General features: G+C 70.7%; 24 protein-coding genes. 11 read left to right on the plus strand and 13 right to left on the minus strand.

Annotated elements, in window-relative coordinates; genetic code table 11:
• Positions 1–39: 39 nt before the first annotated feature.
• Together Pph01_RS19550 and Pph01_RS19555 are read left to right on the plus strand one after the other, a co-directional pair.
• Positions 40–537, plus strand: a complete 498-nt coding sequence (locus Pph01_RS19550; RefSeq protein WP_204074553.1) for a hypothetical protein — start codon at positions 40–42, stop codon at positions 535–537.
• Positions 530–1,069: a ferritin-like domain-containing protein gene (locus Pph01_RS19555; RefSeq protein WP_204074554.1), complete on the plus strand. Its 540-nt coding sequence runs from the start codon at positions 530–532 to the stop codon at positions 1,067–1,069. Before Pph01_RS19550 ends, Pph01_RS19555 begins: the two co-directional genes overlap by 8 nt.
• Before the next feature lie 21 nt (positions 1,070–1,090).
• On the opposite strand, the gene Pph01_RS19560 is transcribed toward Pph01_RS19555, so the two are convergent.
• Positions 1,091–2,833 carry a proline--tRNA ligase gene (locus tag Pph01_RS19560; protein WP_204074555.1) on the minus strand — a complete coding sequence of 581 codons (1,743 nt, stop codon included), beginning with the start codon at positions 2,831–2,833 and terminating at the stop codon, positions 1,091–1,093.
• A gap of 318 nt (positions 2,834–3,151) precedes the next feature.
• Positions 3,152–3,640 (minus strand): hypothetical protein, encoded by a 489-nt coding sequence (locus tag Pph01_RS19565; RefSeq protein WP_239116843.1) that lies wholly within the window; start codon positions 3,638–3,640, stop codon positions 3,152–3,154.
• A gap of 405 nt (positions 3,641–4,045) precedes the next feature.
• Here Pph01_RS19565 and Pph01_RS19570 point away from each other — a divergent pair, with 405 nt between their 5' ends.
• The 3 genes from Pph01_RS19570 (at position 4,046) to Pph01_RS19580 (ending at position 8,245) form a co-directional block, all read left to right on the plus strand.
• Positions 4,046–5,521, plus strand: a complete 1,476-nt coding sequence (locus Pph01_RS19570) for an Hsp70 family protein (RefSeq protein WP_204074556.1) — start codon at positions 4,046–4,048, stop codon at positions 5,519–5,521.
• A 145-nt stretch (positions 5,522–5,666) separates the two neighbouring features.
• Positions 5,667–7,037 carry an FAD-dependent oxidoreductase gene (locus tag Pph01_RS19575; RefSeq protein WP_239116844.1) on the plus strand — a complete coding sequence of 457 codons (1,371 nt, stop codon included), beginning with the start codon at positions 5,667–5,669 and terminating at the stop codon, positions 7,035–7,037.
• A 29-nt stretch (positions 7,038–7,066) separates the two neighbouring features.
• Positions 7,067–8,245: a DUF6986 family protein gene (locus Pph01_RS19580; RefSeq protein WP_204074557.1), complete on the plus strand. Its 1,179-nt coding sequence runs from the start codon at positions 7,067–7,069 to the stop codon at positions 8,243–8,245.
• 35 nt (positions 8,246–8,280) lie between these two features.
• On the opposite strand, the gene Pph01_RS19585 is transcribed toward Pph01_RS19580, so the two are convergent.
• The 3 genes from Pph01_RS19585 to Pph01_RS19595 form a co-directional block, all read right to left on the minus strand.
• Positions 8,281–8,961 (minus strand): copper homeostasis protein CutC, encoded by a 681-nt coding sequence (locus tag Pph01_RS19585; RefSeq protein ID WP_204074558.1) that lies wholly within the window; start codon positions 8,959–8,961, stop codon positions 8,281–8,283.
• 52 nt (positions 8,962–9,013) lie between these two features.
• The gene (locus Pph01_RS19590) at positions 9,014–9,604 is read right to left on the minus strand and encodes a GNAT family N-acetyltransferase (protein ID WP_204074559.1); all 591 of its coding nucleotides are present in this window, start codon (positions 9,602–9,604) and stop codon (positions 9,014–9,016) included.
• A 186-nt stretch (positions 9,605–9,790) separates the two neighbouring features.
• Complete coding sequence (locus tag Pph01_RS19595) at positions 9,791–10,543, minus strand: GntR family transcriptional regulator (RefSeq protein WP_204074560.1); 753 nt, start codon at positions 10,541–10,543, stop codon at positions 9,791–9,793.
• 137 nt (positions 10,544–10,680) lie between these two features.
• Between Pph01_RS19595 and Pph01_RS19600 the strand changes: the two genes are divergently transcribed.
• From Pph01_RS19600 to Pph01_RS19610, 3 genes are all read left to right on the plus strand, one after another.
• Positions 10,681–10,977 (plus strand): hypothetical protein, encoded by a 297-nt coding sequence (locus Pph01_RS19600; RefSeq protein WP_203882788.1) that lies wholly within the window; start codon positions 10,681–10,683, stop codon positions 10,975–10,977.
• Between the two features lie 195 nt (positions 10,978–11,172).
• Positions 11,173–11,934 (plus strand): glucose 1-dehydrogenase, encoded by a 762-nt coding sequence (locus Pph01_RS19605; RefSeq protein WP_204074561.1) that lies wholly within the window; start codon positions 11,173–11,175, stop codon positions 11,932–11,934.
• 51 nt (positions 11,935–11,985) lie between these two features.
• The gene (locus Pph01_RS19610) at positions 11,986–12,447 is read left to right on the plus strand and encodes a TIGR00725 family protein (protein ID WP_204074562.1); all 462 of its coding nucleotides are present in this window, start codon (positions 11,986–11,988) and stop codon (positions 12,445–12,447) included.
• A gap of 21 nt (positions 12,448–12,468) precedes the next feature.
• Here Pph01_RS19610 and Pph01_RS19615 read toward each other — a convergent pair whose 3' ends face one another.
• On the minus strand, positions 12,469–13,293 hold the full coding sequence (locus tag Pph01_RS19615; RefSeq protein WP_204074563.1) for an ATP-grasp domain-containing protein: 825 nt from the start codon (positions 13,291–13,293) through the stop codon (positions 12,469–12,471).
• A gap of 66 nt (positions 13,294–13,359) precedes the next feature.
• Positions 13,360–14,847: a glycoside hydrolase family 3 protein gene (locus tag Pph01_RS19620; protein ID WP_204074564.1), complete on the minus strand. Its 1,488-nt coding sequence runs from the start codon at positions 14,845–14,847 to the stop codon at positions 13,360–13,362.
• 503 nt (positions 14,848–15,350) lie between these two features.
• Between Pph01_RS19620 and Pph01_RS19625 the strand changes: the two genes are divergently transcribed.
• Both Pph01_RS19625 and Pph01_RS19630 read left to right on the plus strand, forming a co-directional pair.
• Positions 15,351–16,034, plus strand: coding sequence for a TetR/AcrR family transcriptional regulator (locus Pph01_RS19625; protein WP_204074565.1), 684 nt, complete (start codon positions 15,351–15,353; stop codon positions 16,032–16,034).
• Positions 16,031–16,732, plus strand: coding sequence for a DNA alkylation repair protein (locus tag Pph01_RS19630; RefSeq protein WP_239116846.1), 702 nt, complete (start codon positions 16,031–16,033; stop codon positions 16,730–16,732). The genes Pph01_RS19625 and Pph01_RS19630 overlap by 4 nt, the downstream gene beginning before the upstream one ends.
• A gap of 99 nt (positions 16,733–16,831) precedes the next feature.
• Here the strand turns inward: Pph01_RS19630 and Pph01_RS19635 are convergent, their stop codons facing one another.
• From Pph01_RS19635 to Pph01_RS19655, 5 genes are all read right to left on the minus strand, one after another.
• The gene (locus Pph01_RS19635) at positions 16,832–18,247 is read right to left on the minus strand and encodes a cellulose binding domain-containing protein (RefSeq protein WP_204074566.1); all 1,416 of its coding nucleotides are present in this window, start codon (positions 18,245–18,247) and stop codon (positions 16,832–16,834) included.
• A gap of 87 nt (positions 18,248–18,334) precedes the next feature.
• The gene (locus Pph01_RS19640; RefSeq protein WP_204074567.1) at positions 18,335–19,621 is read right to left on the minus strand and encodes a beta-N-acetylhexosaminidase; all 1,287 of its coding nucleotides are present in this window, start codon (positions 19,619–19,621) and stop codon (positions 18,335–18,337) included.
• A 73-nt stretch (positions 19,622–19,694) separates the two neighbouring features.
• Entirely contained in the window at positions 19,695–20,519 is an 825-nt protein-coding gene (locus tag Pph01_RS19645; protein WP_204074568.1) for a carbohydrate ABC transporter permease, read from the minus strand.
• Positions 20,516–21,622 (minus strand): carbohydrate ABC transporter permease, encoded by a 1,107-nt coding sequence (locus tag Pph01_RS19650; RefSeq protein ID WP_239116847.1) that lies wholly within the window; start codon positions 21,620–21,622, stop codon positions 20,516–20,518. Before Pph01_RS19650 ends, Pph01_RS19645 begins: the two co-directional genes overlap by 4 nt.
• Positions 21,623–21,700: 78 nt before the next feature.
• On the minus strand, positions 21,701–22,975 hold the full coding sequence (locus tag Pph01_RS19655; protein WP_204074569.1) for an extracellular solute-binding protein: 1,275 nt from the start codon (positions 22,973–22,975) through the stop codon (positions 21,701–21,703).
• Between the two features lie 135 nt (positions 22,976–23,110).
• Between Pph01_RS19655 and Pph01_RS19660 the strand changes: the two genes are divergently transcribed.
• On the plus strand, positions 23,111–23,845 hold the full coding sequence (locus Pph01_RS19660) for a GntR family transcriptional regulator (RefSeq protein WP_239116848.1): 735 nt from the start codon (positions 23,111–23,113) through the stop codon (positions 23,843–23,845).
• Between the two features lie 74 nt (positions 23,846–23,919).
• On the opposite strand, the gene Pph01_RS19665 is transcribed toward Pph01_RS19660, so the two are convergent.
• Positions 23,920–25,317 (minus strand): aldehyde dehydrogenase family protein, encoded by a 1,398-nt coding sequence (locus Pph01_RS19665; RefSeq protein WP_204074570.1) that lies wholly within the window; start codon positions 25,315–25,317, stop codon positions 23,920–23,922.
• Positions 25,318–25,320 lie beyond the last annotated feature (3 nt).

Below are 25,320 nucleotides of genomic sequence, written 5' to 3' on the forward strand. Positions count from 1 at the left end.
AGCGGTGACCAGTGGGCGCCGAGCCGTACGATCTATGACGTGGAGCACACGACCCGGGGACACCTCACGAGGCGCGCCCTGCTGGGCACGACCGTATCCGGGTTGATCGTCTCCGGCTGCTCGTCCCTGTCCTCGGGGCCGGCCGCACCGAAACCGGTGGATCCCCAGGTCGTGCTGCTGAGGTCGCTCATCGCGGCGAAGGAGCAGATGATCCAGCTCTACCAGCGGGGGGCGCTCTCCGAAGACGTGCCCGCAGCCGCGCTCGCGCCGTTCCAGGAGCGCCACGCCGCCCACCTGGCGGCCTTCCGCAAACTGCTCCCCCCCGACGCGACGGCGGCTCCCTCCCCGGCGGTAACCCCGTCGCCCGCGCCGACGTCCGCGGTCTCCGTCAAGAAGCTGCGCGACGCGGAACGCAAGGCGGCGGCGGGACGGCCCGCGCAGATGGCCCAGGCCTCTCCCGCGCTGTCCCAGCTGCTCGCCAGCGTCGGGGCCTGCGAGGCCGTGCACGTCATGGCCCTGGGAGGTCTGCGTGGCTGACTCCCTGGCCAAGGCGCTGGCCGCCGAGCACGCCGCGGTGTACGCCTACGGTGTGATCGGCGCGAAGACGGCGGGCAAGCTGCGTGTCAGGGCCACGACGTCGTTCGACGCGCATCGGGCCCGGCGCGACCAGCTGCGCATGCTGATCACCCAGCAGGGCGCCAAACCGGCCGAGCCCTCCCCTACCTATCAGCTGCCGTTCGAGGTGACGAGGCCTTCCGACGCCGTCCGCCTCGCCGTACTCGTCGAGCAGCGGCTCGTCACCGCCTATCTCGAGCTGGCGGCCGACGAGGACGCGTCCGTCCGCCGCGTCGCCGCGCTGGCCGCCCAGGAATGCGCCACCCGTGCGTACGGCTGGCAGCCCGCGGTGACCGCGTTCCCCGGGATGCCCGGGCAGACGGCCTCACCCGCGCAGCCGGACGGCACGGGCGAGGCGACGGAAGAGACCACGGACGGGACCGGCGAGACGAGCGCGACCACCGAGACGATCGACCCCACGCCGATCGCCTCGGAGCCGTCCGCCCCCCAGTGAGCCGGCGCGCCGGCGGTGTGATCAGGCCTGGGCGGCCGCGAGGACGCGGTCCACGGCCTCCTCGAGCGGGATCTCCTGCTTGGTCCCCGCCGCGCGGTCGCGCAGCTCCACGACGCCCTGGGCGAGCCCGCGGCCGACGATGAGGACCGTCGGCAGCCCGAGCAGCTCGGCGTCCTTGAACTTCACGCCCGGCGACACCCCGGCACGGTCGTCGACCAGCACGCGCAGCCCGCGCGCCTCCAGCGTCTCGGCGAGCTGGGTGGCCACCTCGATCTGGTTCTCCTTGCCGGTCCCGACGATGTGCACGTCGGCGGGGGCCACCTCACGGGGCCAGACCAGACCGAGCTCGTCGTGCCGCTGCTCGGCCAGTACGGCCACGGCACGGGAGACGCCCACGCCGTAGGAGCCCATGGTGATCCGGATCGGCTTGCCGTCGGGCCCGAGCGCGTCGAGCCCCGCCGCGTCGGCGTACTTGCGGCCGAGCTGGAAGATGTGGCCGATCTCGATGCCCCGGTCGATCGACAGGGGGTGGCCGCAGCGCGGGCAGGCGTCCCCGGTCCTGACCTCGGCGGCCTCGATCGTGCCGTCGGCCTCGAAGTCGCGCCCCGCCACCACGTGGGCGGCGTGCTTGCCCGGCTGGTTGGCGCCGGTGACCCACGCCGAGCCCTCGACCACGCGGGGGTCGACGAGATAGCGGATGCCGAGCGACTTGAGAACCTGCGGGCCGATGTAGCCGCGCACGAGACCGGGGTGGCGGGCGAAGTCCTCCGCCTCGAAGATCTCTGGCACACCGGGCGAGAGCGAGGCCTCCAGCCGCTTGAAGTCGATCTCACGGTCGCCGGGGACGCCGATGATCAGAGTCTCGATCTTGTCCGATCCCGGCGTGCGGACCTTGACCACGATGTTCTTCAAGGTGTCCGCCGCGGTGATCCCGAGGCCGAAATGCTCGTTGACGTGGTCGACGAGAGACTCGATGGTGGGCGTGTTCGGCGTGTCGAGCACCTCGATCGCGGGCTGCGCGGTCCTGACGGCGGGCGGCGCGGGGGTGACGACCGCCTCGGCGTTGGCCGCGTAGTCGCAGTTGCGGCAGGCGACGAACGTGTCCTCGCCCGTGGGCGCCTTGGCCAGGAACTCCTCCGACGCCGAGCCGCCCATGGCGCCCGACATGGCGAAGACGACGCGGTAGTCGATGCCGAGCCGCTCAAAGATCCGGATGTAGGCCTCGCGGTGCATCTCGTAGGAGCGCTTGAGGCCGTCGTCGTCGAGGTCGAAGGAGTAGGAGTCCTTCATGACGAACTCGCGCCCGCGCAGGATGCCGGCCCGGGGACGGGCCTCGTCGCGGTACTTCGTCTGGATCTGGTAGAGGGTCACCGGATAGTCCTTATAGGAGGAGTACTCCCCCTTGACCATGTCGGTGAACATCTCCTCGTGAGTCGGTCCGAGGAGGTAGTCGGCGCCCTTGCGGTCCTTCAGGCGGAACAGCGTGTCGCCGTACTCGGTCCACCGGCCGGTCGCCTCGTAGTAGTCGCGGGGCAGCAGCGCGGGGAAGAGCACCTCCTGGGCGCCGATCCGGTTCATCTCCTCACGGACGACCCGCGCGACGTTCTCCAGGACGATCTTGCCGAGCGGCAGCCAGGAATAGATTCCGGGGGCGACCCTGCGGACGTATCCGGCGCGGACGAGCAGCTTGTGGCTCGGCACTTCCGCGTCCGCCGGATCCTCACGCAGGGTGCGCAGGAACAGGGTCGACATACGCAGCAGCACGGCTACTCCTTGCTCGTGAGAGCTCTCATGCCGCGTCCTGCGGGTAGCTCGCGGAGACCGGCGTCTGAGAGACGACGTGAGTACGACGTGCACCAAGGGTATCCAGTCCCGGCCGCGCGGCGCCTCTCGAAAAGCGTCCCGCGGGGCGCGCCGCGCCGCAGGCCATCCGAGTCACGCTCACCGGACCCCGCGACCGCCCCCGTCCAACGGGATCCCGACCCCCGCGACCGCCCGCTGCCGCCCGGGATCCGGGCACTCCCCCCGCACCCGTCCGCCAGGACCGGCCTCCGCCGGATGACCGCTCTCCCGGCCGGGGCCTCAGCCGCCGAGAAGCTCTTCCCACTGCTGCCGCGGGGTGGCGCGCCTGCCCGCCGTCACCGCGCCGTCGAGCGTCGCCGACATCCGCCACAACCCCGGGCGAGCCCGCAGGCGGGTCATCCCGATGGGGTCGACGGCCCGCAACACGAAGCTCACGCCCATCACGTCCAGTGTCGCCATGGAGGCGGTCACGAGACCCGCCGGGCCGGCCAGCGAACCGGCGAAGCCCGGCTCCTGGACGCGCTCCACCAGCAGAGCCGCCACCTCGGAGGCGTTCGGCCCGTCCCGCCACTCGATGTGCCAGGAGTGGTCGCTCCCCCGCCACCAGGCGAGGTCGCGGCAGGCCTCGAGCATCTCCGCCTCACCCGCCAGTACGGCCATGACGCGGCCTAATGCCTCATACCGCCGTGCGTTCGGTATCCGGGCGTCGTCACGATCGAAGGCCGCCTGCGCCCCGATCTCGTCCCGCCCCCCGCGGAGTGCCGTCATGCCTGGGAGGGTTTCATCAATCGGCCGCCTCGTCCCGGAGTTGCCGTCTTTTGGGCCGCGGCAGGAATTCCCGTGGTCTGAGCCTCTCCCGGCCAGTGCGGCCCGCGCCGGGCCGTGGACGTGAACGAACCGCACGTCCGCGCCCTCCCTTCAGCCCTCCCCCCGTACGGCGGGCCGCGGCGGCCCGGGGAAACAGCCTGCCTGGACGGAAAAGTCGCGACCGAAACGGCCTTTGCGGTCGTCGCCGAGGGCGGGCAGGCATTTCCCTCAGGTAAATGACTGACGCCTTTTATTCAAAAGGAGCATTATTTGCGCGGAAATTTCCTCCCATTGCCCGACCATAGTCGGACGTGATACTCACCACGTGCGTCTCACCATTCGAAGAGCCGCACGGAGGAGGGCCGAATGGGCGAGCGGATCCGGACCCGGCGCGCGACTCGACGCGCGGTGGGCATCGACCTGGGAACCACCGACTCCGCCGTCTCCGTCCTCCGGGGCGGCGCGCCGAGTGTGATCGTCAACGCGGAGGGCTCGCGGACCACACCGTCCGTCGTCGCCTTCACCGAGACCGGTGAGGTCCTCGTCGGCGAGGCCGCCAAGCGGCAGGCCGTGCTCAACCCCGGCAGGACCGTCAGTTCGATCAAGCGCCGGATGGGCACGAGCTGGACCGCCGAGATCGACGGCAGGACGTTCACGCCGCAGGAGATCAGCGCCTTCATCCTGCGCAAGCTCAAGGAGGACGCCGAGGCCCGCCTGGGCGAGAAGGTCACCGACGCGGTGATCGCCGTCCCGGTCTGCTTCGGCGAGGCCGGGCGGCAGGCCACCAGGGAGGCCGGTGAGATCGCGGGCCTCAACGTGCTCCGCATCGTCAACGAGCCCGCCTCCGCGGCTCTGGCCCACCGGCTGAGCCGGCTCAGCGCGAGGAAGCAGCAGACGGTCCTGGTCTTCGACCTCGGCGGCGGCACCTTCGACGTGTCCCTGCTCGACGTCGGCCCCCGCGGCGTGAGCGTGCGGGCGGCCGCCGGCGACGCCCGCCTGGGCGGCGACGACTGGGACCGGCGCCTCGTCGACGAGCTTCTGACGCGCTACAGGACCATGCACGACGTCGACCTGTCCGGAGACGAGCAGGCTCTCCAGCGCCTCGGGGAGGCGGCGGAGAGAGCCAAGATCGAGCTTTCCGACAGGTCGCAGACCAGCGTGCACACGGCCTACCGGAGGTCGCGCCAGGGATTCCCGCTGTTTCTGGACCAGACCCTGACCAGGGGCGAGTTCGAGGCGATCACGGCCGACCTGCTCGATCGTTGCAGGGCCCCCTTCCACCAGGTCACCGCGCAGGCGGGGGTGAGGGCCTCCGACGTCACCCATGTGGTGCTGGTCGGCGGCGCGACGCGGATGCCCGCCTTCTCCGCACTGGTCAGGGAGCTGACCGGCAGGGAGCCCGTCGGTGCCGGCGCGAACGAGTCCGTGGTCCTCGGCGCCGCCCTCCAGGCGGGGGCACCCGTGGACGAAGGCGCGGAACGGTCCTCCACGGACCGTCTGACCAGTTCGATCGGCATCGAGACCAGGGGCGGCGTGCTGACGCCGGTCATCGGGCGCGGCGCGCCGCTCCCCGCGAGACGGGCGGAGATCTTCACCACGGCCGAGGACGGCCAGAGATCGATCAAGATCGCGGTCTTCCAGGGGAACGACGGACGTGTCGCCTCCGCCGCGGAACTGGGCAGGTACGAGGTGACCGGGATCGTCCCCGCTCCGCGAGGCCTTCCGCAGATCGAGATCACGTTCGCGGTCGACGCCGACGGGGTCTTCAGCGTGTCCGCGCGGGACCTCGGCACGGGGATGCCGCAGCCGGTGACGCGCCTCGATGGCCCCGCCGGCCGGTGACGACCGGGTCGCGGAGCAGGGCCGCGCGGCCCGGCACGGGAGCCCGGGAAACGGGCCTCGGGACACGAATCTCCGGACGCGAGGACCCGGCTGGGCACGACGCCGGGCAGATCGCACCTCCAGGTTCTGGCCCGGAGGGGTGCCGATGATTGAGAATCATGAGGAGGACGCCTGCACAGTGGAGGCCAGGATGGCGTTGCGCGTCGCGGTCGTCGGATCGGGTCCGGCCGGGATCTACACGGCGGAAGCGCTGACCAAGCAGGCCCAGGGGCCTGTGGAGATCGACGTGCTCGAGCGCCTGCCGACCCCCTACGGTCTCGTGCGGTACGGCGTGGCCCCCGACCACACCTCGATCAAGTCGATCGCGGGATATCTCCGCCGCGTGCTCGAGGCCCCGGGCGTGCGTTTCCTCGGCGGCGTCGAGTTCGGCTCCGACGTGTCGGCGGACGACCTGTTGTCCTGCTACGACGCCGTCGTCTACTGCACGGGCGCCATGGTGGACAGGCACCTCGGCGTCCCCGGGGAGGACCTTCCGGGGAGCGTCGCCGCGACCGACTTCGTCAACTGGTACTGCGGGCACCCCGACGTGCCGCCCGACGCCTTCACCCTCGACGCCGAGGACGTGGTGGTCATCGGGGTCGGCAACGTCGCGGTCGACGTCGTCCGGGTGCTCGCCAAGGGGGCCGACGAACTGCGGGGCACCGACGTCCCCGAGGAGGTCCTGCGGCGCCTGGAGGCCTCGCGGGTCCGGCGGATCCACATGGTCGGCAGGAGGGGCCCCGAGCACGCCAAGTTCACCCTCAAGGAGCTGCGTGAGCTCGGCGAGCTGATCAACGCCGACGTCCTCACCTTCCCCCACGAGGTGAAGGTCGAGGACCTCACCCCCCTGTCCCGACAGATCCGGGGGAACGTCGACGTCCTCCAGGCGTGGTCCGGGCGCGTGCCCTCGGACCGGCCGAGGCGGCTGGAGGTGCGCTTCTGGCTGCGCCCGGCCGAGATCCTGGGCGTCTCCCACGTCGAGGGCATCCGGCTGGAGCGGACGCGTCTGCAGGACGGGCGGGTCGTGGGGACGGGCGAGTTCGAGACCATCCCCGCCGACATGGTGATGCGATCGGTCGGCTACCAGAGTGTCCCGCTGGCCGGGCTGCCCTTCGACAGCTCCACGATGACCGTGCCCAACGTGGCCGGCAGGGTGTCGGACCGGCAGTACGTCGCGGGCTGGCTCAAGCGGGGGCCGACCGGGGTCATCGGGACCAACAAGTCCGACGCGGCGGAGACCGTCCGAACGCTGCTCGCCGAGACGACGCCCGGGACGGCCCGCGTGCGGCTCGACGACCTCCTGAGCGCCCGCGGCGTGACGCCCCTGACCTACCGGGACTGGCTCGCGATCGAGGCCGCGGAGGGCGAGCTGGCCACGGCGCTGAAGCGGGGCGAGCGCGTCAAGCTGGTCGGCCGCGCCGCCATGCTCGCCGCCTGCGGGCGGGTCGCCCAGCCCGCGCCGGACGCCCTGCCCTGATCGCGGCGGACTCTGCGAGGATCGGGACCATGGACACGACGCTGGCCGGGCCGGACGGGCTGCTCGAGGGATTCGACGCGGCTCATCGCGAGCAGTCGGAGCGCTATCCCGCCCGGGAGATCGCCTGGCAGCCGGTGCACACGGTCTACGTACCGGCCGACCGGGTGACGCCGGGGACCGTGACCGAATGGCGGCAGGCCGCCATGGACCTAATGCACCGGCACGTCTTCGCCCCCGCGGAGCTGGCCTCGCTGTTCGATCTCGACATCGACCTCGCGACCCCCGTCCACGACCGACTGCGCAAGAAGCTCGCCGCGGAGCCGATCGAGGACCTGCGCGTCGACTTCGAGGACGGCTACGGCTTCCGGCCGTGGGATGAGGAGGACCACCACGTCGAGACCGCCGCCGCCGCGATCGCGGCGATGTACGAGGCGGGCGTGCTGCCCCGGCGCTGGGGGCCGCGGGTCAAGTCCTTCGCGGACGGGGACCCGCGACGGTCGCTCCGCACGCTGGACGGTTTCCTGACCGAAGTGCTGAAGCGCACCGGAGAGCTGCCCGGCGGGTTCACCGTGACCTTCCCCAAGGTCCTCGTCGAGGCCTACCTCGGGCAGTTCGCCCGGTGCCTGGAGGCGCTCGAGGAGTCCCTGCGCCTCGGCCGCGGCACGCTCAGGTTCGAGATGCAGGTGGAGGCGCCGCAGACGGTGATGTTCCTCCAGCGCTCCGCCGACCTCGTCCCCTCACTGGGCGGACGGCTGGCCGCGGCGCACTTCGGCGTCTTCGACTACACGGCCTCGATCGGCCTGCCCCCGCACGAGCAGCGGCTCGACCACCCCGCCTGCGACCACGCCAGGCACGTCATGCAGACGGCTCTCGCCGGGACAGGCGTGGAGCTCTCCGACGGTTCGCTGGCGGCGGCTCCGGCCTCCGACTCCCCCGAGGACGTCGCCGACCTTCTCCGGCGCCATTCCGCCCTGGTGCGCCACTCGCTGGCGCACGGTTACTACCAGGGCTGGGACATGCATCCGTCCCATCTCGTCAGCCGGTTCGCGACCGTCTACGCCTTCCACTACAAGTGTTACGAGGCCTTCGCCGAACGGATCTCCGCCTGGGAGGACGAGCGTGCCGCGGTGGGCGGCGTGCTGGACGAGCCCGCGACGGTCAAGACCCTGATGGCGGCGCTCGCCCGCGCCGACCACGCGCTGTCCTGACCCGCGTCCGCCCCGAGCCCGCCCTGCGGCGGATCTCAGGCGAGATCCACGAGTTCCCGCCACGCGCGGACGCGGGCCGGGTCGACGGGCAGGCTCCACGAGTCCCGGACGGCGCTGCCGACGTGGAAGGCCCTGATGCCGTAGGTGAGCAGCACGGGCACGTGCTCCGTCCTGAGCCCTCCCCCGGCGAGCACGAGCGGGCCGTCTCCCGCCTCCGCCCGTGCCCGTAAGACCGCCAGGCCGTCCCCCACTCCGTCGGGCGAACCCGCCGAGAGCACGGTGGCGAGGTTGGGCAGGAGCCGTACCGCGCGCCACGCCGCGCGGACGTCGGCGGCGTTGTCCACGGCCCGGTGGAACGTCCACGGCAGCGGCGCGACGGCGTGGATCAGCGCTTCGGTGGCGACCAGGTCCACGACGCCGTCACCGGTGAGGAACCCGAAGACGAATCCGGCCGCGCCCGCCTCGGACAGCTCCTTGACGTCGTGGCGCAGCCGGTCGAGTTCCTCGGGCGTCACGCCGAAACCCGCGTTGCGGCGCAGCATGACCATCTGCGGCAGGCCGCACTCCGCGGCGATCGCCGCCACGGTGTCCGCCGAGGGGGTGAGTCCGTCGGAGCTCATGTCGGCCACGATCTCCAGGCGGTCCGCACCGCCCTCCTCGGCGGCCACCGCGTCGCGCACATCCAGCGCGATCACTTCCAGGAGAGATCCGGTCATGATGCGAACAGTATCGGGTCCCTTTGGGACGCCGTACGGCATCCGCCCCTGTTCAGACCTGGATCAACTCCTTGTGAGCCGTGATGTCAAGGGCGTGGCCGTACCCGGCCTCGCGGGCGGGGCGCTCGAAAAGCGCGCCGGAGGCCCGGTGCGGCAGGTCCACCGTGCGCACGTGACGGAACCCGAGCCCGCGGTAGTACGCCTGCAACCGGGCGTTGTCCTTGGCGCAGTCGAGGCGCAGCCAGCGCCGGCCCGTCCCGGCGGCGCGCGCGACCGCCCAGTCGAGCAGCATCTCGCCGAGGCCCTGCCCCGCGTAGGCCCTGCTGACGGCGAGTTTGTGCACGTAAAGGGCGTCGTGCGGCCGGTCGGGCGCCGTCCAGAACTCCGGGTCGGCGTGGCCGTCCACCGCCATGGTCGCGGCGGGGACGGGATCGACGCCGTCGTCCAGCAGGTACATCGTGCCCTGGTCGATCAGGGGCTCGATCCGCGCGGCCGGGAAGCCTCCGACCGGCCACTGCCGAACCCCGGAGGCGTTCAGCCACTTCGCCGCCTCGGCCAGGAGCGTGAGCACGGTGGGGAGATCGCTCGCCGTCGCGCGACGGAGCGTGAGTTCGGCGGGCAGACCGAGGGTGTACGTGGGCATGAGTGAGTCCTTCCGGTGCTGAGCGAGTTGATGTGAACACGAAGAGTGACGGCCGCACGCCGCACGGCGGCCGCGTCAGCGAAAGGCGGTGAGCAGCGTCAGGGTGCCCGAGCGTTGCGCGGTGATCGCTCGCGGCGGGCGCACAGCCAGAGACGACCCCTCCCGTGAGGGGTCATCCGTGTTTCGTCAATGACGTTCCAGCTCGTATCTGATCAGGTGCTTGTCGGCGGGGAGAACCGACACGGCGACGCGCACTGGCGTATCGCCCGAGTCATAACCAACTCGGACATAAACGACAACTGGAGTACCCGGTTCCAGCTGAAGTTGCAATGCTTCATCCGGAGTCGGCATACGTGCGGAAATGTCGTCTACAACCCGGACCTGGTGATGTCCGAGCTCCGCCAGCACGCGGTTGGCCCCGCGCTTGATGTCCCCCGGCCTCGCGATCTCCGAGTCTCCGACGAGATCGAGCGGGAAATACGAGTCATACGTGTTGTACGGCTGGCCGTCCACGAAACGCAGACGGCGGCGGACGACGGCGAGGGAGTCGTCGCCCAGGGCGAGACGGATGGAGACGTCCTCCGGGGGCTTGACGATCGAGACCTCGATGTTCTGGTCGGCCCGGCGGCCCTCCGAGGTGACCGCGTGAACGAACGAGTCGAAACGGGGCTCACTCTGGTCGAGCGGGAGGAACTCGTCCTGGGGACGCATGAGAAGAGGCCGGCGTTCGCGGACGAACGTTCCGCGCCGGCGCATCCTGAGGATGAGACCCTCGTTCTCCAGCTCGCCCAGTGCCAGCCGTACCGTGTTGCGGCTGACGCCGTGCGCTTCCATGAGGTCGGTCTCGGTCGGTATCTGGTCGCCTGGCGCGAGATCACCCGTGTAGATGGCCCGGCGCACTTCGGCGGCCACCTGTTGGTAGAGCGATGATCGTGCCATCTTTCCTCAATCTACCCTTTTGTTCCAACAAATCTAGACGATCTCGGTCTGCCGGGGAACAACCCCTTGACCTGACCCCGTTGCGCCGCGCATTATCCAAACGTTGGTACAAATCCATCAAATGGGGGTGAGCGCCGGTGCTAGCGGTCCGCGCGGGTACGCCGTACCTGCCCTGGCGCGATCCCGGCGAGGCGACACGTTTGCTTCGCTACGCCCTGCACCGGCAGGGATTCACCCACACCTACCAGAGCAACGGGAACGGCATGTCCGTGCTGTCGGTATCTACCGAACTGACCGTCTGGTGCAAGAACGGATGCTTTGTGTGGAGCGAAGGTGATCTGGTGGTCACGCATCCGTCCGACGATCCCGACGGCGCGACACGCCTGATCATGAGGCATTACCGCGTGCCGGAGCAGCAGTCGGAGGACGGCTGATCCCCCCTGAACTCCGCGCGATCAAGCGAGGCTTCGACCCCAACCCTCGCCGGGGTCGAAGCCTCCCGCCGGGGAGGTGCGCGTCCTGGCGGGTCCCCCACGCCCGCCAGGACGCGTCGCCATCTCGATGACGCCCTCTCTGAACGCCTCTGAGGTCGCCCTGACGCACGACCGACCGGTCGGTATGCTTCGGGCATGACTCTGTTCTCGGTGGAAGGCAAGACGGTCGTCGTCACCGGCGGCTCCCGCGGGATCGGCAGGATGATCGCGGCCGGTTTCGTCGACGCGGGCGCGACGGTCTACATCTCCTCGCGCAAGAAGGACGAGCTCGAGGCCACGGCGGCCGAGCTCGGATGCCAGGCCGTCCAGGCCGACCTGTCGACACCCGAGGGCGTGGAGACGCTCGTCGAGGCCGTTTCGGCCCGCGAGGACCGGCTCGACGTGCTGGTCAACAACGCCGGAGCGAGCTGGGGCGCACCGCTGGAGGAGTATCCCGAGCACGCCTTCGACAAGCTCTGGAACATCAACGTCAAGGGCGTCTTCTTCCTGACCCAGCGGTTCCTTCCCCTGCTCCGGGCGTCCGCGTCGGCCGACGACCCGGCCCGCGTGATCAACATCGGCTCGATCGACGGCATCCGCGTCTCGGCGATGGAGCACTACGCGTACTCGGCGGCCAAGGCGGGCGTGCACATGCTGACCCGGCACCTCGCCCACCGGCTCGCGCCGGAGTCGATCACGGTCAACGCCATCGCACCGGGCCCGTTCGAGTCGAAGATGATGGCGTTCGTCCTCGACGACCCGGGCACGCGGTCGCTCGTCGAGAACTCGGTGCCGCTCGGACGGATCGGCCGGCCGGACGACATGGCGGGCGCGGCGATCTTTCTGGCCTCCCGCGCCGGCTCCTACCTCACCGGCACGGTCATCCCCGTCGACGGCGGGATCTCCACTCAAGGCTGAGCCGCGGCGAGCCGCCTCCGGGGCGGGGTCCCGCCGCCTAGGATGACCGCCATGACGCAGGTCGCGGTGTGCGGACCGGCCGACTGCACTCCCGACGAGGCGGCGGCCGCTCGTGAGGTGGGCCGTCTGCTGGCCGAGCACGGCGCCGTGGTCCTGTGCGGAGGCTACGGCGGCGTCATGGCCGCGGCCGCCGCGGGTGCGCGCAGGGCCGGCGGCGTCGTCGTCGGCATCCTCTCCGGCCGGGACCGCACGGGGGCGAGCCGCGACCTGACGGTCGCGATCCCCACCGGCATGGGTGAGGCGCGCAACGCCCTCATCGTCCGCGCCGCCGACGCGGTCATCGTGGTCGGCGGCTCGTGGGGCACGCTGTCCGAGCTGGCGCTGGCCCGTCGCGGCGGCACTCCCGTGATCACCCTCGGCGGATGGCGGATCCTCGACTCCGCGGGGAACGCCGTTCCCGGGCCGGTCCCCGCCGACGATCCGGCAGGCGCCGTGCGCCTCGCCCTGGCCTAGCCGTACGCCCCGGGGACGCGATCAGAGGCTGTCGGCCAGCACCCGTGCGAACAGATCCGGCGCGTCCAGCTCGTAGCGCAGGAAGAGGTACGGCTCGGCCGCCTCGAGCTCCATGAGCACCGGTTCCCCGCCGGGCATGCGGACGAGGTCGACGCGGGCGTAGAGCAGGCGCTCCCCCACCTTGCTCAAGACGAGCTCCGCGAGGGTGAACTGGTCGTCGTCGGGATCGCGCAGGCGAGCCCGGTTGGTCTCGTCGATCGCCGTCTCGGTCAGCATCGGGTGGCGCCGCACGGCGTGGCTGAACTCGCCGCCGAAATAGAGGAGGGACAGCTCCCCCTCGTGCTCGACCGCCTCGATGTACGGCTGCACCATGGCCGTCCGGCCCGCGCCGACGAGCTTGGCGACGTGCGCCTCGGCCATCTCGCGGTCGGCGGTCCGCACCGTGTCCCGCGCTCCCGCCGAGATCGCGGGCTTGACGACGTACTCGTCCCAGTGGGGAAGCTCCGTCTCCGTCCCCGGCTCGGCCCAGTGGGTCGGCACGGTCGGCACGCCCAGGCCGCGCAGGTAGGTCTTGTCGGTGTTCCACTCGAGCACGGACGCCGGATTGAACAGCCGCGTCACCTGCTCGACCCGCCGGGCCCAGGCCGTGAAGTCGTCACGGCGCTCGACGTAGTCCCACGCCGAGCGGACGACGACCGCGTCGAACGAGGACCAGTCGGCCCGGGGGTCGTCCCAGGCGAGCGTCGTCCCCTCGATGCCGGCTCCGAGCCAGGCGCCCAGCAGGATCTCCCGCTCGTCGTCGAACCGCGCCACAGGATTGTCACAGGTGACGTATGCGACCTTCATCGAGTTCTCATCTCCCCGTCGTCGGCGACCATCGTACGGACCGGGGACGAGCGGGGAGAAACGGCGTCACACCTGACCGGTCAGCACCTCCGCGGCGGCCTGGCCGCACACCCGGGCCGAACCGTGGGTGGCGATGTGCACCGCACCGAGGTCCGTACGGCCGGGCAGGCCCATCTCCACGATCACGCCGTCCGGGCGCGCGGCGAGGACGCGTTCCACGAAGTCCAGCTGCCAGAGGTGGCGGTGCGCGTCGCGCACGACGATGACCAGGGGCCGGTCGGTAGCCTCGCGGAGCACGCGGGCGGGGGCTCCGTCCATGGTCTCCGGCTCGCTCAGCCGGGTGACCGTGGTGCCGGGCAGCAGCTTGCTCAGCGGCTCGCCCGCCCCCCACGGCATGCCCTTGTCGATGGCCAGGTTGGTCTCGGGCGCCAGCTCGACCACGTGGGAGGCCACCTGCAGGGGCAGTACGGCGGGGCCTCCGGGCCTGCGGGTGACCCTGACGGCCCGCCGCGCCGCGGCGAGGCCGATCTCGTCGGGAAGCTCCGCCTCGGCCTCGGCGGCGTGCCACGAGGCGAGCTTGCGCACCCGCGCCGCCGCGTCGGCCAGCCGCTCTTCGGGCATGGCGCCCTCCACGACGGCGTCCGCGATGGCGTCGCGGATGAGCTCGACCGTGGCCTCGTCGGAGTTCTCCCCGCCCACGCAGATGGAGTCCGCTCCCGCGGCGATGGCGAGCGCGCTCGCGCCGCCCAGCCCGTAGCGCCCGGCCACCGCGGCCATCTCGATGCCGTCGGTGACGATCAGACCTTCGAAGCCGAGCCGGTTCCTGAGGAGGCCGGTGAGGATCTTCGGGCTGAGGGTGGCGGGGAGCTCCTCGTCGTACGCGGTCACGAGCAGGTGGCCCGTCATGACCGAGCGGACGCCCTCCTCGATCGCGGCGCGAAAGGGCCACAACTCCACCTCGTCCAGTTCCTCCGCCGAGGCGGTGACGCGGGGGATGCTGTGGTGCGAGTCGACCGACGTGTCGCCGTGGCCGGGGAAGTGCTTGGCGCAGGCGGCCACTCCGGCGGACTGCAGGCCGCGGATCCAGGCCGCGGTGTGCCTGGCGACCAGTGCGGGGTCGGCGCCGAACGACCGGAGGCCGATCACCGGGTTGTCGGGGTTGGAGTTGACGTCGGCCGCCGGCGCGAAGTCGATGTTCACCCCCGCCGCGCGCAGGTCGCGCCCGACGTCGCGGGCGACCTGCTCGGTCAGGGCCACGTCGTCGACCACGCCCAGCGCGTAGTTCCCCGGGCGGGAGCTGCCGGTGCGGGCCTCCAGGCGGGTGACCTCGCCGGCCTCCTCGTCGATCCCGATGAGGATCTCGTCGTTCTCCGCGCGCAGGGCCGAGGTGAGGTCGGCGAGTTGCGCGGGGGTGTCGACGTTCCGGGAGAAGAGCACGACTCCGGCGAGTCCGTCGGCGAGCCGCCGGCGCACCCAGTCGGGGGCCGCGGTTCCCACGAAGCCGGGGAGGAGGACCGTTTCGGCCAGACGGAGAAGGTCCGGGCTTCGTCTCATACTGTGCCCACTGGGCAGCGCTCTGGCATGCGAGAAATCTAATAGGAAACTTTCCTATTCGCCAGTCTATTGACCTCGGATTTTACAGATCGACACGCGACAGCTTGCTCCGCCTTGGGAGGAAGGTCTGTGATCGTCGACACCGAGGCCGTCCCCCGGCCCGGGAGGCCCGGCCGCACGATGGCCCATTCCGGACCGGGCCCGCGCCCGCCGCGCCGGGCGCCCCCCGATCGTCCGGCGGGTGGCCCGAGGAGGCCCGGCGCCCGCCATGACCGCCGGTAGGCCGCGAGCCCGGCGCGCACCTTGACCGCCGTCCATCGGCCGTCCTGCGGGCCGCCCGGGGAGACCTCCGGGCGACGGCCCGGTGATGTCGCGTGTACGCTGTGGGCCCGCCATACCGGCCGCCTACCAGGGATGGAATGCCGAAGTCGTCCGTGATCGCACGGTTATGTCCTTAAGGAAAGGTCAGGGCGTTCAAGCAAGAGCTTGCTTGAAGGCTCATAATGGTCGGCGTGAACCAGCGTAAGAACTCCGGCGCCACCGCCGCTCCCGTACGAGCGAAGCGGGCCGGCGCGACCGGCCCGGCGTCGGAGCGGCGCGACCATCTCGTGAAGCTCGCCGCCGAACTCTTCGCCCGCAAGGGCTTCCAGGCCACCACGGTCCGCGAGATCGCCGACGAGGCGGGCATCCTCTCCGGGAGCCTCTACCACCACTTCGACTCCAAGGAGACGATCGTCGACGAGGTGCTCCGCACCTTCCTCGAGGATCTGATCGCGCGCTACCGCGCCGCGCTGGCCGACGCCGCGGACGCGCGGGCGGCCCTGTCCCAGCTGGTCTCCATCGGGTTCCACACACTCGAACCGCACCGCGCGGCCATCACCGTCATGCAGAACGACTGGAACTACCTCCGTTCGCTGCCCGGCGACCGCTTCGACTACCTGGTCCGGGCCGAGGACGAGGTCGAGCGCATGTGGATGGAGCAGATCAGGCGCGGCCAGGCGAGCGGCCAGTTCCGCGCCGACGTCGACCCCAAGCTCACCTACCGCATGATCCGCGACGGGATCTGGGTGGCGGTCCGGTGGTTCCGCCCCGGCGGACGGCTCGACACCGACGCCCTCGCCGACCACTACATCAGGGTGCTGTTCGACGGACTCGCCACCGGGGACCGGACGACGCAACCGGCATGACAGACGCAGCCGGCATGACACTCGTCGAGAAGGTGCGGGCCGCGCTCGCCGAGGTCGCCGATCCCTCGCGTGCCCCCGCCATGCAGGCGTACATGAAATCGGCGATGCCGTTCCTCGGGGTGACGGCCGTCCCCCGGCGTGCCGCCCTGCGGCGGGTCTTCGCCGAGCACCGGCTGGAGTCGGCCCCCGAGTGGCGCAGGACCGTGCTCGCACTGTGGCGGGAGGCCGAGTTCCGCGAGGAGCGGTACGCCGCGATCGAACTGTCCGGCTTTCGCTACTACAAGCCCTGGCAGACCCTCTACACGCTGCCCATGTACGAGGAGATGATCGTCACCGGAGCCTGGTGGGACTTCGTGGACGAACTCGCCGTCCACAGGATCGGGCCGCTGCTGCGGCTGTTCCCCGAGACGATGCGCCCGCTGATGCTGGAATGGGCCCACAAGCCGGACCGGTGGAAGCGACGCACGGCGATCATCTGCCAGAACTCGTTCAAGGCCGGCACCGACCTCGGACTCCTGTACGCCTGCATCGAGCCGAGCCTGCCGGACATCGACTTCTTCACCCGCAAGGCCATCGGCTGGGCCCTGCGCGAGTACGCCAAGACCGACCCGGCCGAGATCGTCCGCTACGTCGGCCACCAGGGCATCTCCGGGCTGTCGCGGCGCGAGGCCCTGCGCAACGTCCCCAGCCAGGGCTGAGCCCGCTGGGTTGCCGCGCAGGAACCCGGGGCCGGCGGCCTCGCGCCGCCGACGGCTCGCGCGCCCCGAATACGCGCGAGCCGAGCCACTCAGCGCCGGTCAGGCGGCAGGAACCGTGTCGACCCACGTGGTCGACGCCGTACGGTAGCCGTTGACCCGGTTGACCACGTCACCGGGCGCGACGACCTCGTTCTTCGCGTGGTAGAACCAGTCGACCTGCTGGACGTACGTGCGCGGGGTCGAACTGCCGATCTGGCCGCCGCTGATGAACCACAGGTTGAAGTTCACCGACTGCACGGTCTCGGGGTAGTAGACGCCGCCGTGCTCCGCGAAGAGCGCGCCGTCGATGTAGTACCTGATCGTGCCGCCGGAGACCTGCAGGACCAGGTCGTGCCAGCCGTCGTAGCTCTGCCGTACCTCGTTGTGGACGTTGACGGCCAGCCAGGGCTCGTTCTGGTAGGTCTCCCACGACGTGGCGTACATGATGCTGGAAGGCTCGCCCCAGCCTCCGTTGGGCAGGTACTCGAAGTCCTGCTCGCTGTAGTCGGGGTCGAGGTCGCGGTTGAGCGGCGTGATCGTGAAGAAGGTCTCCACGATGGCGTCGCCGTCCGGGCCGCTGACGGGCGCGTCGGAGAACTTCACCCGGGCGGCGTAGGTGCCCTCGAGGAACTTGCGCTGGTTCAGCACCTCCGACTGCTGGGTGCCCGAACCGGTGCCGTCGGTGACCGACTTGAGCTGCAGCGCCTTGTTGGAACCCGAGACGACCGGGAAGGAGATGTTCTCCTTGGGCCAGGAGGCGCCGGGGATGCCGGGACCACCCTGGTTGGTGCGGATCGTCCAGTTGTGCGCGTTGATCCGCGTGTCGTTGGCGTCGGTGTAGGAGAAGTCGTCGAACACGACTCCCGCGTTGCCGCCGGTGGGCGGCGGGCTGGGCGACGTGGGAGGCGTGGGGGTCGGCGTCGCCGTCGGATCGCCGCCCGCGGGGGCGTCGCCCCAGACGAGCGTGCCGTTCTGGTAGGCGGTCACCTTCGCCCAGTCCCCGTAGGTGGTCCTGGAGGCGCCGAAGGAGTAGTCGTCGCTCTGCGTGATCCGCTGCCAGTCTGTGCGGTAGAACCGCAGCTGCAGGTCGCTCGTCTGGGCGCCCGGAGCGAGCGTGCCCGAGGTGAAGCCCACCTCCAGGTAGCGGTCGGCGGTCGCCGTCCCGGGTGAGATCGTGCCGAACGTGCCGGTCACGGTCGAGCAGGAGACGACCGCCCACGAGCAGGCGAAGCGGTACTGCTGCGTCGGCGAATCGGCCTTGAAGTAGTACCGGATCTTCACCGAGCTCAGCGGCACGGAGGTGGTGCCGCTGTTGACGACGTTGAACCACGGTTCGACCTGGTCGGCCGTGGCCCCGGAGGCGCTCGTCTTGTACTGGACGCGGAGTGAGGTCGCGGCGTCGGCCGGGAGGGCGGACACGCCGATGAGGGCGAGGGCGGACACGAGTCCGCCGGCTAACCACTTCTTGCTGGACACTTTCGTCCTTTCCTTGGGTGCGGTCCCCCGTGGTCTGCGGTCCCCCCGCGCTCTCCCCCGTCTCTTGGTCGTCCGTGGCCGCGTGGTCTACGGGATGAGCGGCCCGACCCGGACCCCCTGGGCCTCCAGCCGGGCCAGGTGCGGGTGCAGCCGCCGGAGGAAGTCGGAGTAGTCGCCCGCGGATCCCCACGCGACCTCGGCGAACGCGCAGAGCCGGGGAAAGGCCTGGCGCTCGACGTCGGAGGGCGTGGGCATGTACTCGGTCCACAGTTGGGCCTGGACGCCGAGGATCCGCCCGCCCGCGCGCTCGGGGGCGGGCGGCGGGTCGAAGTGGTAGGCCTCGGAGAGCGAGAGCACCCGGTCGGGCGCGAACGGCCCCGGCTCGAGGACGGGCGGATAGTCGAGATAGGTGCGCAGGTGGGGGGCGAGGACGACGTCCCGGCCCTCCAGCGTCGCCTGCGGGCCGCTCTCCTCGTCGAGCCAGGTCATCGTGGTCGCCCCAGGCGGGCCGTCCGCCTTCTCGTACCAGTAGACGAGCTTCCTGCCGTGGGCGGCGAGGTGCTCGGCCATGCGCGCGGTGATCCAGGCCCGCGCCGCGTGCGCGCCCGGCAGACCGAGCTCGCGGATGCGTTCCTGGGCCCGCGGCGTGCGCTCCCACTCGCCGTTCAGGCACTCGTCCCCGCCGACGTGCACGTACTCGTCGGGGAACAGCTCGACGACCTCGTCCAGCACCTCGTGGAAGAAGGCGATCGTCGACTCCTCCAGGTTGAGGGTGTGCTCGCTGATCCCCCACCGGTCCCAGACGCCGAGCCGTCTGCCCGGGTCGTTGCCCAGATGCGGGTAGGCGGCGAGCGCGGCCTGGACGTGCCCGGGCAGCCCGATCTCCGGGACGACCCGGACGAACCTGTCGGCCGCGTACGACACGATCTCGTGGACGTCGTCGTGGGTGTAGTGGTCTCCGCTGACCTCGGTGAGCCGGGGATGACGCTTGATCTCCAGACGCCAGCCCTGGTCGTCGGTCAGATGCAGGTGCAGCACGTTCAGCTTGAGCTCGGCGATCAGATCGATCAGCCGCAGCACGAACTCCTTGGGCATAAAGTGCCGGGCGACGTCGAGCATCACGCCGCGCCACCCGAAGCGCGGGCCGTCCTCGATCGTCCCGTACGGCACGGCCGGGCCGAGTTGCCGCAGGGTCTGCCGTCCGTAGAACTCGCCGGCGGGCCCACCGGCGGTCAGCTCGATCACGCCGTCGGAGACGCTGAGGCGGTACCCCTCCGGTCCCAGGCCGCGTTCATGCGACAGCCGTACGGCGTTGCCCGTGTACGCGACGAAGCCCCCGAGGACGGCCAGTTCCCTTGGCCGCGGAATGATCACGTTGAGAATCCCTCCAGGCAGGATTGACGGCGGCCCGGCGGTGGGCCGCACGATGACACACGAGCTGTTCAGCTCAGCCCTTGACGGCGCCGGCGATGAATCCGGTGGTCACACGGCGCTGCAGGACCAGGAAGATGAGCAGGACCGGCACCATGAACAGGGAGGCGGCGGCCATCGTCGCGCCCCAGTCGGTGCCGAAGACGTTGCCGAACGAGGAGAGCCAGACGGGCAGCGTCCGGTCGTCCTGGTTCTTGATGATGAGGGCGTTGGCGAAGGCGAACTCGTTCCACGCGGTGATGAACCCGAACAACGAGGTCGACATCAGGCCGGGCGCCAGCAGCGGGAGCACGACCCGGCGGAAGGCCACCGCCCTGCTCGCGCCGTCCATCTGGGCGGCCTCCTCCAGCTCCGCGGGGATCGCCGCGAGGAAGCCCCGCAGCGTGACGATGGTGAACGGCAGCGTGACGATGAAGTAGACGAGCGTGAGCATCGACAGCTTGTCGAGCATCCCCGTGTCGCGGGCGATGATGAACATCGGGATCAGCAGCGCCTCCCACGGCGCCATCTGCGCGATGAAGACCATCAGGATGAAGGCCTTGCGCCCGCGCCAGCGCATGCGGGCCACCGCGAAGGCGGCGAGCAGGGCCACGACCAGGGCCAGCAGCACGGCGGTGACGGAGACGAGCAGGCTGTTGCGCCAGAACAGCAGGAAGCCGTCGGCGCCGACCGCGGTCCTGAAGTGGTCGAGCGTGGGGTGCAGGGGCAGGAACTGCGGGGTGTCGGCATGGATGTCCCTGGTCGGCTTGAACGCGGTGACCGCCATCCAGTAGACGGGGAAGACCGACACGACGAGCACGCCGAGGGCCGCGAGGTTGAGGGGCAGCCGGCGGAGCTTCACAGGCCTTCTCCTTCGTGCTTGTACATGCGCCTCAGGTGCGCCACGAGGACGACGAGCAGGATGAGCACGGTGAGCGTGGAGATCGCCGAGCCGAGGTCGTACTTGTGGAGCGACTGGGCGACCTGGAACGCGTACACCGGCAGGGTCGTGGTGGCGTCGTCGGGACCGCCCTGGGTGATCGCCCAGATCTGGGCGAAGCACTTGAACACCCAGATCACCTCGAGCGAGGTGATCAGCCCGAACAGCGGCCGCAACATCGGGAAGGTGACGTCGCGGAAGATCTGCCAGGCGCCCGCGCCGTCGATCCGCGCCGACTCGTACAGCTCGGCCGGGATCGTGGTCAGCCCCGCGTAGAGGGTGAGCGCCGCGAAGGGGACCGACTGCCACACGACGAGCAGCACCATGATGGCGAAGGTCGCCTGGCCGTTCGCGAACCAGCTGAACCCGTCGAAGGAGTCGAAGCCGAGGGAGACGAGCGCCCAGTTGACGACCCCGAGCCTGGACTGGAACAGCCACTGGAAGACGGTGGTCGCGGCCAGGACCGGAGTGGCCCAGGTGAGGACCAGGCCGCTCATCACCGCCAGCCGCATCCGGCGGCCGAGCCGGGCGATCATCAGCGCCGTGAACGTGGAGATCACCATGATGAGGACGACGTTGACCGCGGTCCACACGAGTGTGCGGCGGACCACCGTCCAGAACTCGGCGCTCCCGAGCACGTCCTGGTAGTTCTCCAGACCGACGAAGGCCGCCCCGCCACGGATCAGCTCGCCGGTCCGGAAGTGCTGGAAGGAGATCACCACGCTGCGCAGCAGCGGATAGAAGAGCAGATACGCCGTGCCTGCCACGGTGGGCAGGACCAGGAGGTACGGCCAGGCCGCGGCGATCGTGCGTGCGGCGCCCCGGCCCGAGTCCCTGCGCCGGGGGTGCACGCCGGAGGGCCGGGCCGCCGGAGACCGGCGGCGACCGCCGGTGCCGTCCGGCCCGGGACGTGACGGCTCTCCGGCGCCGAGCCGGCGCCGCCCCGGAGGTACGGAGATCCCGGCGGGCGCGAGATCGCCGGGGGTTTGCTGAGCCTCGGAGGCCACGACTTTCCTCTCAGACACGGGCCTGCCCGTTCCGCCCCCGGGAAGGGAGGAGAGGGGGCGGAACGGAACAGGCTGCTCTCTCAGGACACCCGGCTCTCAGGACTTGGTGTTGAGGATCTCGCCGATGGTCTGCGAGGCCTTGCCGCCCTCCGCCGCGGCGTCGCCGGTGAGCGCGGCGGTCATGTACTCCTTGATGACGTTCTTGGCCTCGACCGCCGCCCAGTTGGGCGAGGTCGGCGTGGCGTGGCCGTTCGCGGCGCCGACCGCCATGGCCGCCGCCCCCTCGCTGCCGCTCAGCACGCCGGCCAGCGACACGCGGTTGGGCACGTACGACATCTCCTTGGCCATGTCGGTCTGGAACTTCTCGCCGGCGAGGGCCTTGACGACCTCGTAGGCCGCGTCCTGGTTCTTGGACGCCTCGGGGACGATCAGGTCGGAGCCGCCGGTGAACACCGCGCCCGGCTTGTCCGCCGTCTTGCCCGGGATCGGGAAGAACCCGAGCTTGTCCTTCAGGTCGGGGTTGGCCTTCTCGATCGCGACCGCGCCGCCGGGTACGGAGATCAGCTGCGCGACGTCGCCCTTGGCGAAGACGTCGGCCTGCGGGGGGTTGGCCTCGTCGGAGTCGCGCGGGCCGTCACCCAGGGCCTGCAGCTTCTTGTAGAAGTCCATGCCTGCGAGCGCCTGCGGCGTGTCGAGGCCGCCCTTCCAGGTGGTCCCGTCGTTGACGGCCAGGTCGCCGCCCTCGTCCCAGATGAAGCCCGCCAGGGTGTACCAGTTCTGGCCGGGGAGGTAGATGCCCTGGTCGCCGCCCTTGTTCAGCTTGGTGGTGATGTCGATCCACTCGTCGCGGGTCTTCGGCGGAGCGGTGACGCCCGCCTTCTCGAAGAGGTCCTTGTTGTAGATGACGACGCGGTTGGCCGCGTACCACGGGATGCCGTACTGCTTGCCCTCGATCTTGCCGGGTTCGGAGAGGCCCGGCAGCCAGTCGGCGCCGCCGAGGTCGGCGACCTTGTCGGTGAGGTCCCTGACGCCGCCGCTCGCCGCGTACTCCGCGACCTGGGTGTTGCCGACCTCGATGACGTCGGGCGCGTCGTTGCTCGCCAGCGCGCTGGTGACCTTCTGCCCGATGCCGTCCCACTCCTGGATCTGGACGTCCAGCGTGGTGCCCGCGTGCGCTGCCTGGTAGTCCGAGGTGAAGCGCTGGACCAGCGCGTCGGAGATGCTGTCCCGCATGATCCACACGGTCAGCTTGGTGGAGGCGGTGCCGCCCGCCGAGCCGGGGCCCTGACCCTGGGTCTCGGTGGAGGAACTGCACGAGGTGAGACCGGCTGCGATCGTGAGCACCGCGGCCGCGGCGAGAAGGCGCCTCATGGCTACTCCCAGTGGTCATATATTGGTAAGGAATCTGCCTGTTGCGGATAGAGTGGTCTTAACCAGTTGCGTCGTCAAGACCCATGTTTGAAGGGAAATGTCGGCGAACTGGTAAGGCTTTGGTAAGGTCAGGGCGTGACTCTGAACACGGGAGCCGGACTGAAGCGCGACCGCGTGCGGGACTTCCTGCTGGACTTCGTCGCCGACATGAAGGCGGGCGAGGCGATCCCCTCCGAGCGAGACCTCTGCAAGGAGCTGGGAGTCTCCCGGCCGACCCTCCGTGCGGCGATCGACGACCTCGTCCGTTCAGGTGTGCTCGTCAGGGAGCACGGCCGCGGCACCTTCACCGGCCCGCACCGGGTCACCCAGGCCCTGGCCGCGACTCCGAGCGGATCGTTCTACGCGCCGCCCGCCGAGGGCCACTGGCTGAGCCGGATCCTGGAGTTCGGCGCGGCGCCGGCCGGTCCACAGCTCGCCAGGCGCCTGCAGCTCGCTCCCGCCGCGCTCGTGCTGCGCGTGGTCAGGCTGCGTGTGGTGGACGACGAGCCGATGGCGATCGAGCGGCTCCATCTCCCCCATGTGCTGGTCGACGGCCTGGTTCCCGACGACATGGAGTCGGGCTCGTTCTACCGCGTGCTGCGCGAGCGGTTCGGGGTCGACGTGCGCAGCGCCGTCCAGACCATCGAGGCCACGGTGACCGACGAGACCGAGGCCGCGCTGCTGAGCGTGCCCGAGCACTTCCCCGCGCTGATGGTCGAGCGCACGACGCGCGACGTGAACGGGGGAATCGTGGAGTTCACCCGGTCGATCTACAGGGGCGACCGGTACCGGGTGACCTCCGAGCTGCACTTCGACGCCGCCTCGGGCTGACCCCCGGCCCGGCTCGGGCAGACGCCCCAGCGCGGGCCGGCACCGCAGCGCGGGCAGGCGCCCCGGCCCGGGCGTCAGGCCGGGCGGAAGGAGTCGCGCGCCTGCGGTGCGGCGTGCTTGATCATCAGATGCCGGGTGACCGAGTACTCCTGAACCGCTTCCTGGCTCATGTCCTTGCCGAAACCGCTGCCCTTGACCCCGCCGTGCGGGGCCTCCGACGCGATGGGGAGATGGTCGTTGACCCACGTCACCCCCACGTCGAGCCGGTGGGAGACGCGCAGGGCGCGCGACACGTCCGCGGACCACACCGACGAGGCGAGGCCGTACGGAGTGTCGTTGGCGAGCCGCACGGCCTCGTCCTCGCCGTCGAACGGGACGGCCACGAGCACGGGACCGAAGATCTCCGCCTGCACGATCTCGCTCGACTGGTCGGCGTCGGCGATGAGCGTGGGGGCGTAGTAGAAGCCGGGCCCGTCGATCGGCGTGCCACCCCAGACGACCCGCCCCGAAGCGCGGCGCACGAAGCCGTCGACACGGTCGCGGTGCGCGGCGGAGATCAGGGGGCCGATGTCGGAACCCGGCTCCCAGGGATCGCCGGGCCGGACCCGGGACAGGGCGTCCCGCAGCGCCTCAACGGCCTCGCCGTACCGTGACCTGTCGATGTAGACGCGGGTGGCGGCCGTGCAGTCCTGCCCGGTGTTGTACGTCGCGCCCATCACGACGCCCGCGGCCATGTCCTCCAGCGCCGCGTCCGCGAAGACCAGGGCGGGCGCCTTGCCGCCCAGTTCGAGGTGGACCCGCTTGAGGCCGTCGACCGCGCCGCGCATCACCGCCCGGCCGGTCTCCGTCGAGCCCGTCACGCTGACCATGTCGACGCCCGGATCGGTCACCAGCGCCTGGCCGACGTCGGCGCCGCCGGTGACGACCTGGAGCAGGCCGTCCGGCGCGCCCGCCGCCGCGAACAGCTCGGCGAGCCGCAGCGTGGTGCGCGGCGTCCGCGGCGCGGGCTTGATGACGACGGCGTTGCCTGCCGCCAGGGCCGGCCCCGCCTTCCAGACCGCCATGATGAACGGGAAGTTCCACGGCGAGATCGATCCCACGACACCGATCGGCCGCCTGACCAGGACCGACGTGTACCCCTTGCTGAGCACGCCGGCGCCGGTCCCCTCCAGCGACCTGGCCGCCCCGGCGAAGAACCGCAGGTTGTCGATGGCGAACGGCAACTCCCCGTCCCTGAACACGGCCGCGGGCTTGCCGGTCTCCTCGACCTCCAGGCGGGTCAGCTCCTCGGCGTCGCCCTCGACCAGGTCGGCGAGCCGCAGCAGCACACGCGCCCGCTCCCCCGGCGTCGCGTCCCGCCACTGCTCGAAGGCCTCCCGAGCCGTCTGGACGACTGCCGCGACCTTCTCGGCACGGGTGTCGGGGATTTCGGCGACCGGGCGCCCGTCCGCGGGGTTGATCAACGTGGTCATCGA

Origin of the sequence: Planotetraspora phitsanulokensis (assembly GCF_016863295.1) — a bacterium.
Classification (GTDB): domain Bacteria; phylum Actinomycetota; class Actinomycetes; order Streptosporangiales; family Streptosporangiaceae; genus Planotetraspora; species Planotetraspora phitsanulokensis.

Bases quoted from the DNA above. Each gene is read 5' to 3' on its own strand.
- Pph01_RS19565 (WP_239116843.1), bottom strand. From the start codon at position 3,640: ATGACGGCACTCCGCGGGGGGCGGGACGAGATCGGGGCGCAGGCGGCC.
- Pph01_RS19570 (WP_204074556.1), top strand. From the start codon at position 4,046: ATGGGCGAGCGGATCCGGACCCGGCGCGCGACTCGACGCGCGGTGGGC.
- Pph01_RS19575 (WP_239116844.1), top strand. From the start codon at position 5,667: ATGATTGAGAATCATGAGGAGGACGCCTGCACAGTGGAGGCCAGGATG.
- Pph01_RS19580 (WP_204074557.1), top strand. From the start codon at position 7,067: ATGGACACGACGCTGGCCGGGCCGGACGGGCTGCTCGAGGGATTCGAC.
- Pph01_RS19585 (WP_204074558.1), bottom strand. From the start codon at position 8,961: ATGACCGGATCTCTCCTGGAAGTGATCGCGCTGGATGTGCGCGACGCG.
- Pph01_RS19590 (WP_204074559.1), bottom strand. From the start codon at position 9,604: ATGCCCACGTACACCCTCGGTCTGCCCGCCGAACTCACGCTCCGTCGC.
- Pph01_RS19595 (WP_204074560.1), bottom strand. From the start codon at position 10,543: ATGGCACGATCATCGCTCTACCAACAGGTGGCCGCCGAAGTGCGCCGG.
- Pph01_RS19605 (WP_204074561.1), top strand. From the start codon at position 11,173: ATGACTCTGTTCTCGGTGGAAGGCAAGACGGTCGTCGTCACCGGCGGC.
- Pph01_RS19610 (WP_204074562.1), top strand. From the start codon at position 11,986: ATGACGCAGGTCGCGGTGTGCGGACCGGCCGACTGCACTCCCGACGAG.
- Pph01_RS19615 (WP_204074563.1), bottom strand. From the start codon at position 13,293: ATGAAGGTCGCATACGTCACCTGTGACAATCCTGTGGCGCGGTTCGAC.
- Pph01_RS19620 (WP_204074564.1), bottom strand. From the start codon at position 14,847: ATGAGACGAAGCCCGGACCTTCTCCGTCTGGCCGAAACGGTCCTCCTC.
- Pph01_RS19625 (WP_204074565.1), top strand. From the start codon at position 15,351: ATGGTCGGCGTGAACCAGCGTAAGAACTCCGGCGCCACCGCCGCTCCC.
- Pph01_RS19630 (WP_239116846.1), top strand. From the start codon at position 16,031: ATGACAGACGCAGCCGGCATGACACTCGTCGAGAAGGTGCGGGCCGCG.
- Pph01_RS19655 (WP_204074569.1), bottom strand. From the start codon at position 22,975: ATGAGGCGCCTTCTCGCCGCGGCCGCGGTGCTCACGATCGCAGCCGGT.
- Pph01_RS19665 (WP_204074570.1), bottom strand. From the start codon at position 25,317: ATGACCACGTTGATCAACCCCGCGGACGGGCGCCCGGTCGCCGAAATC.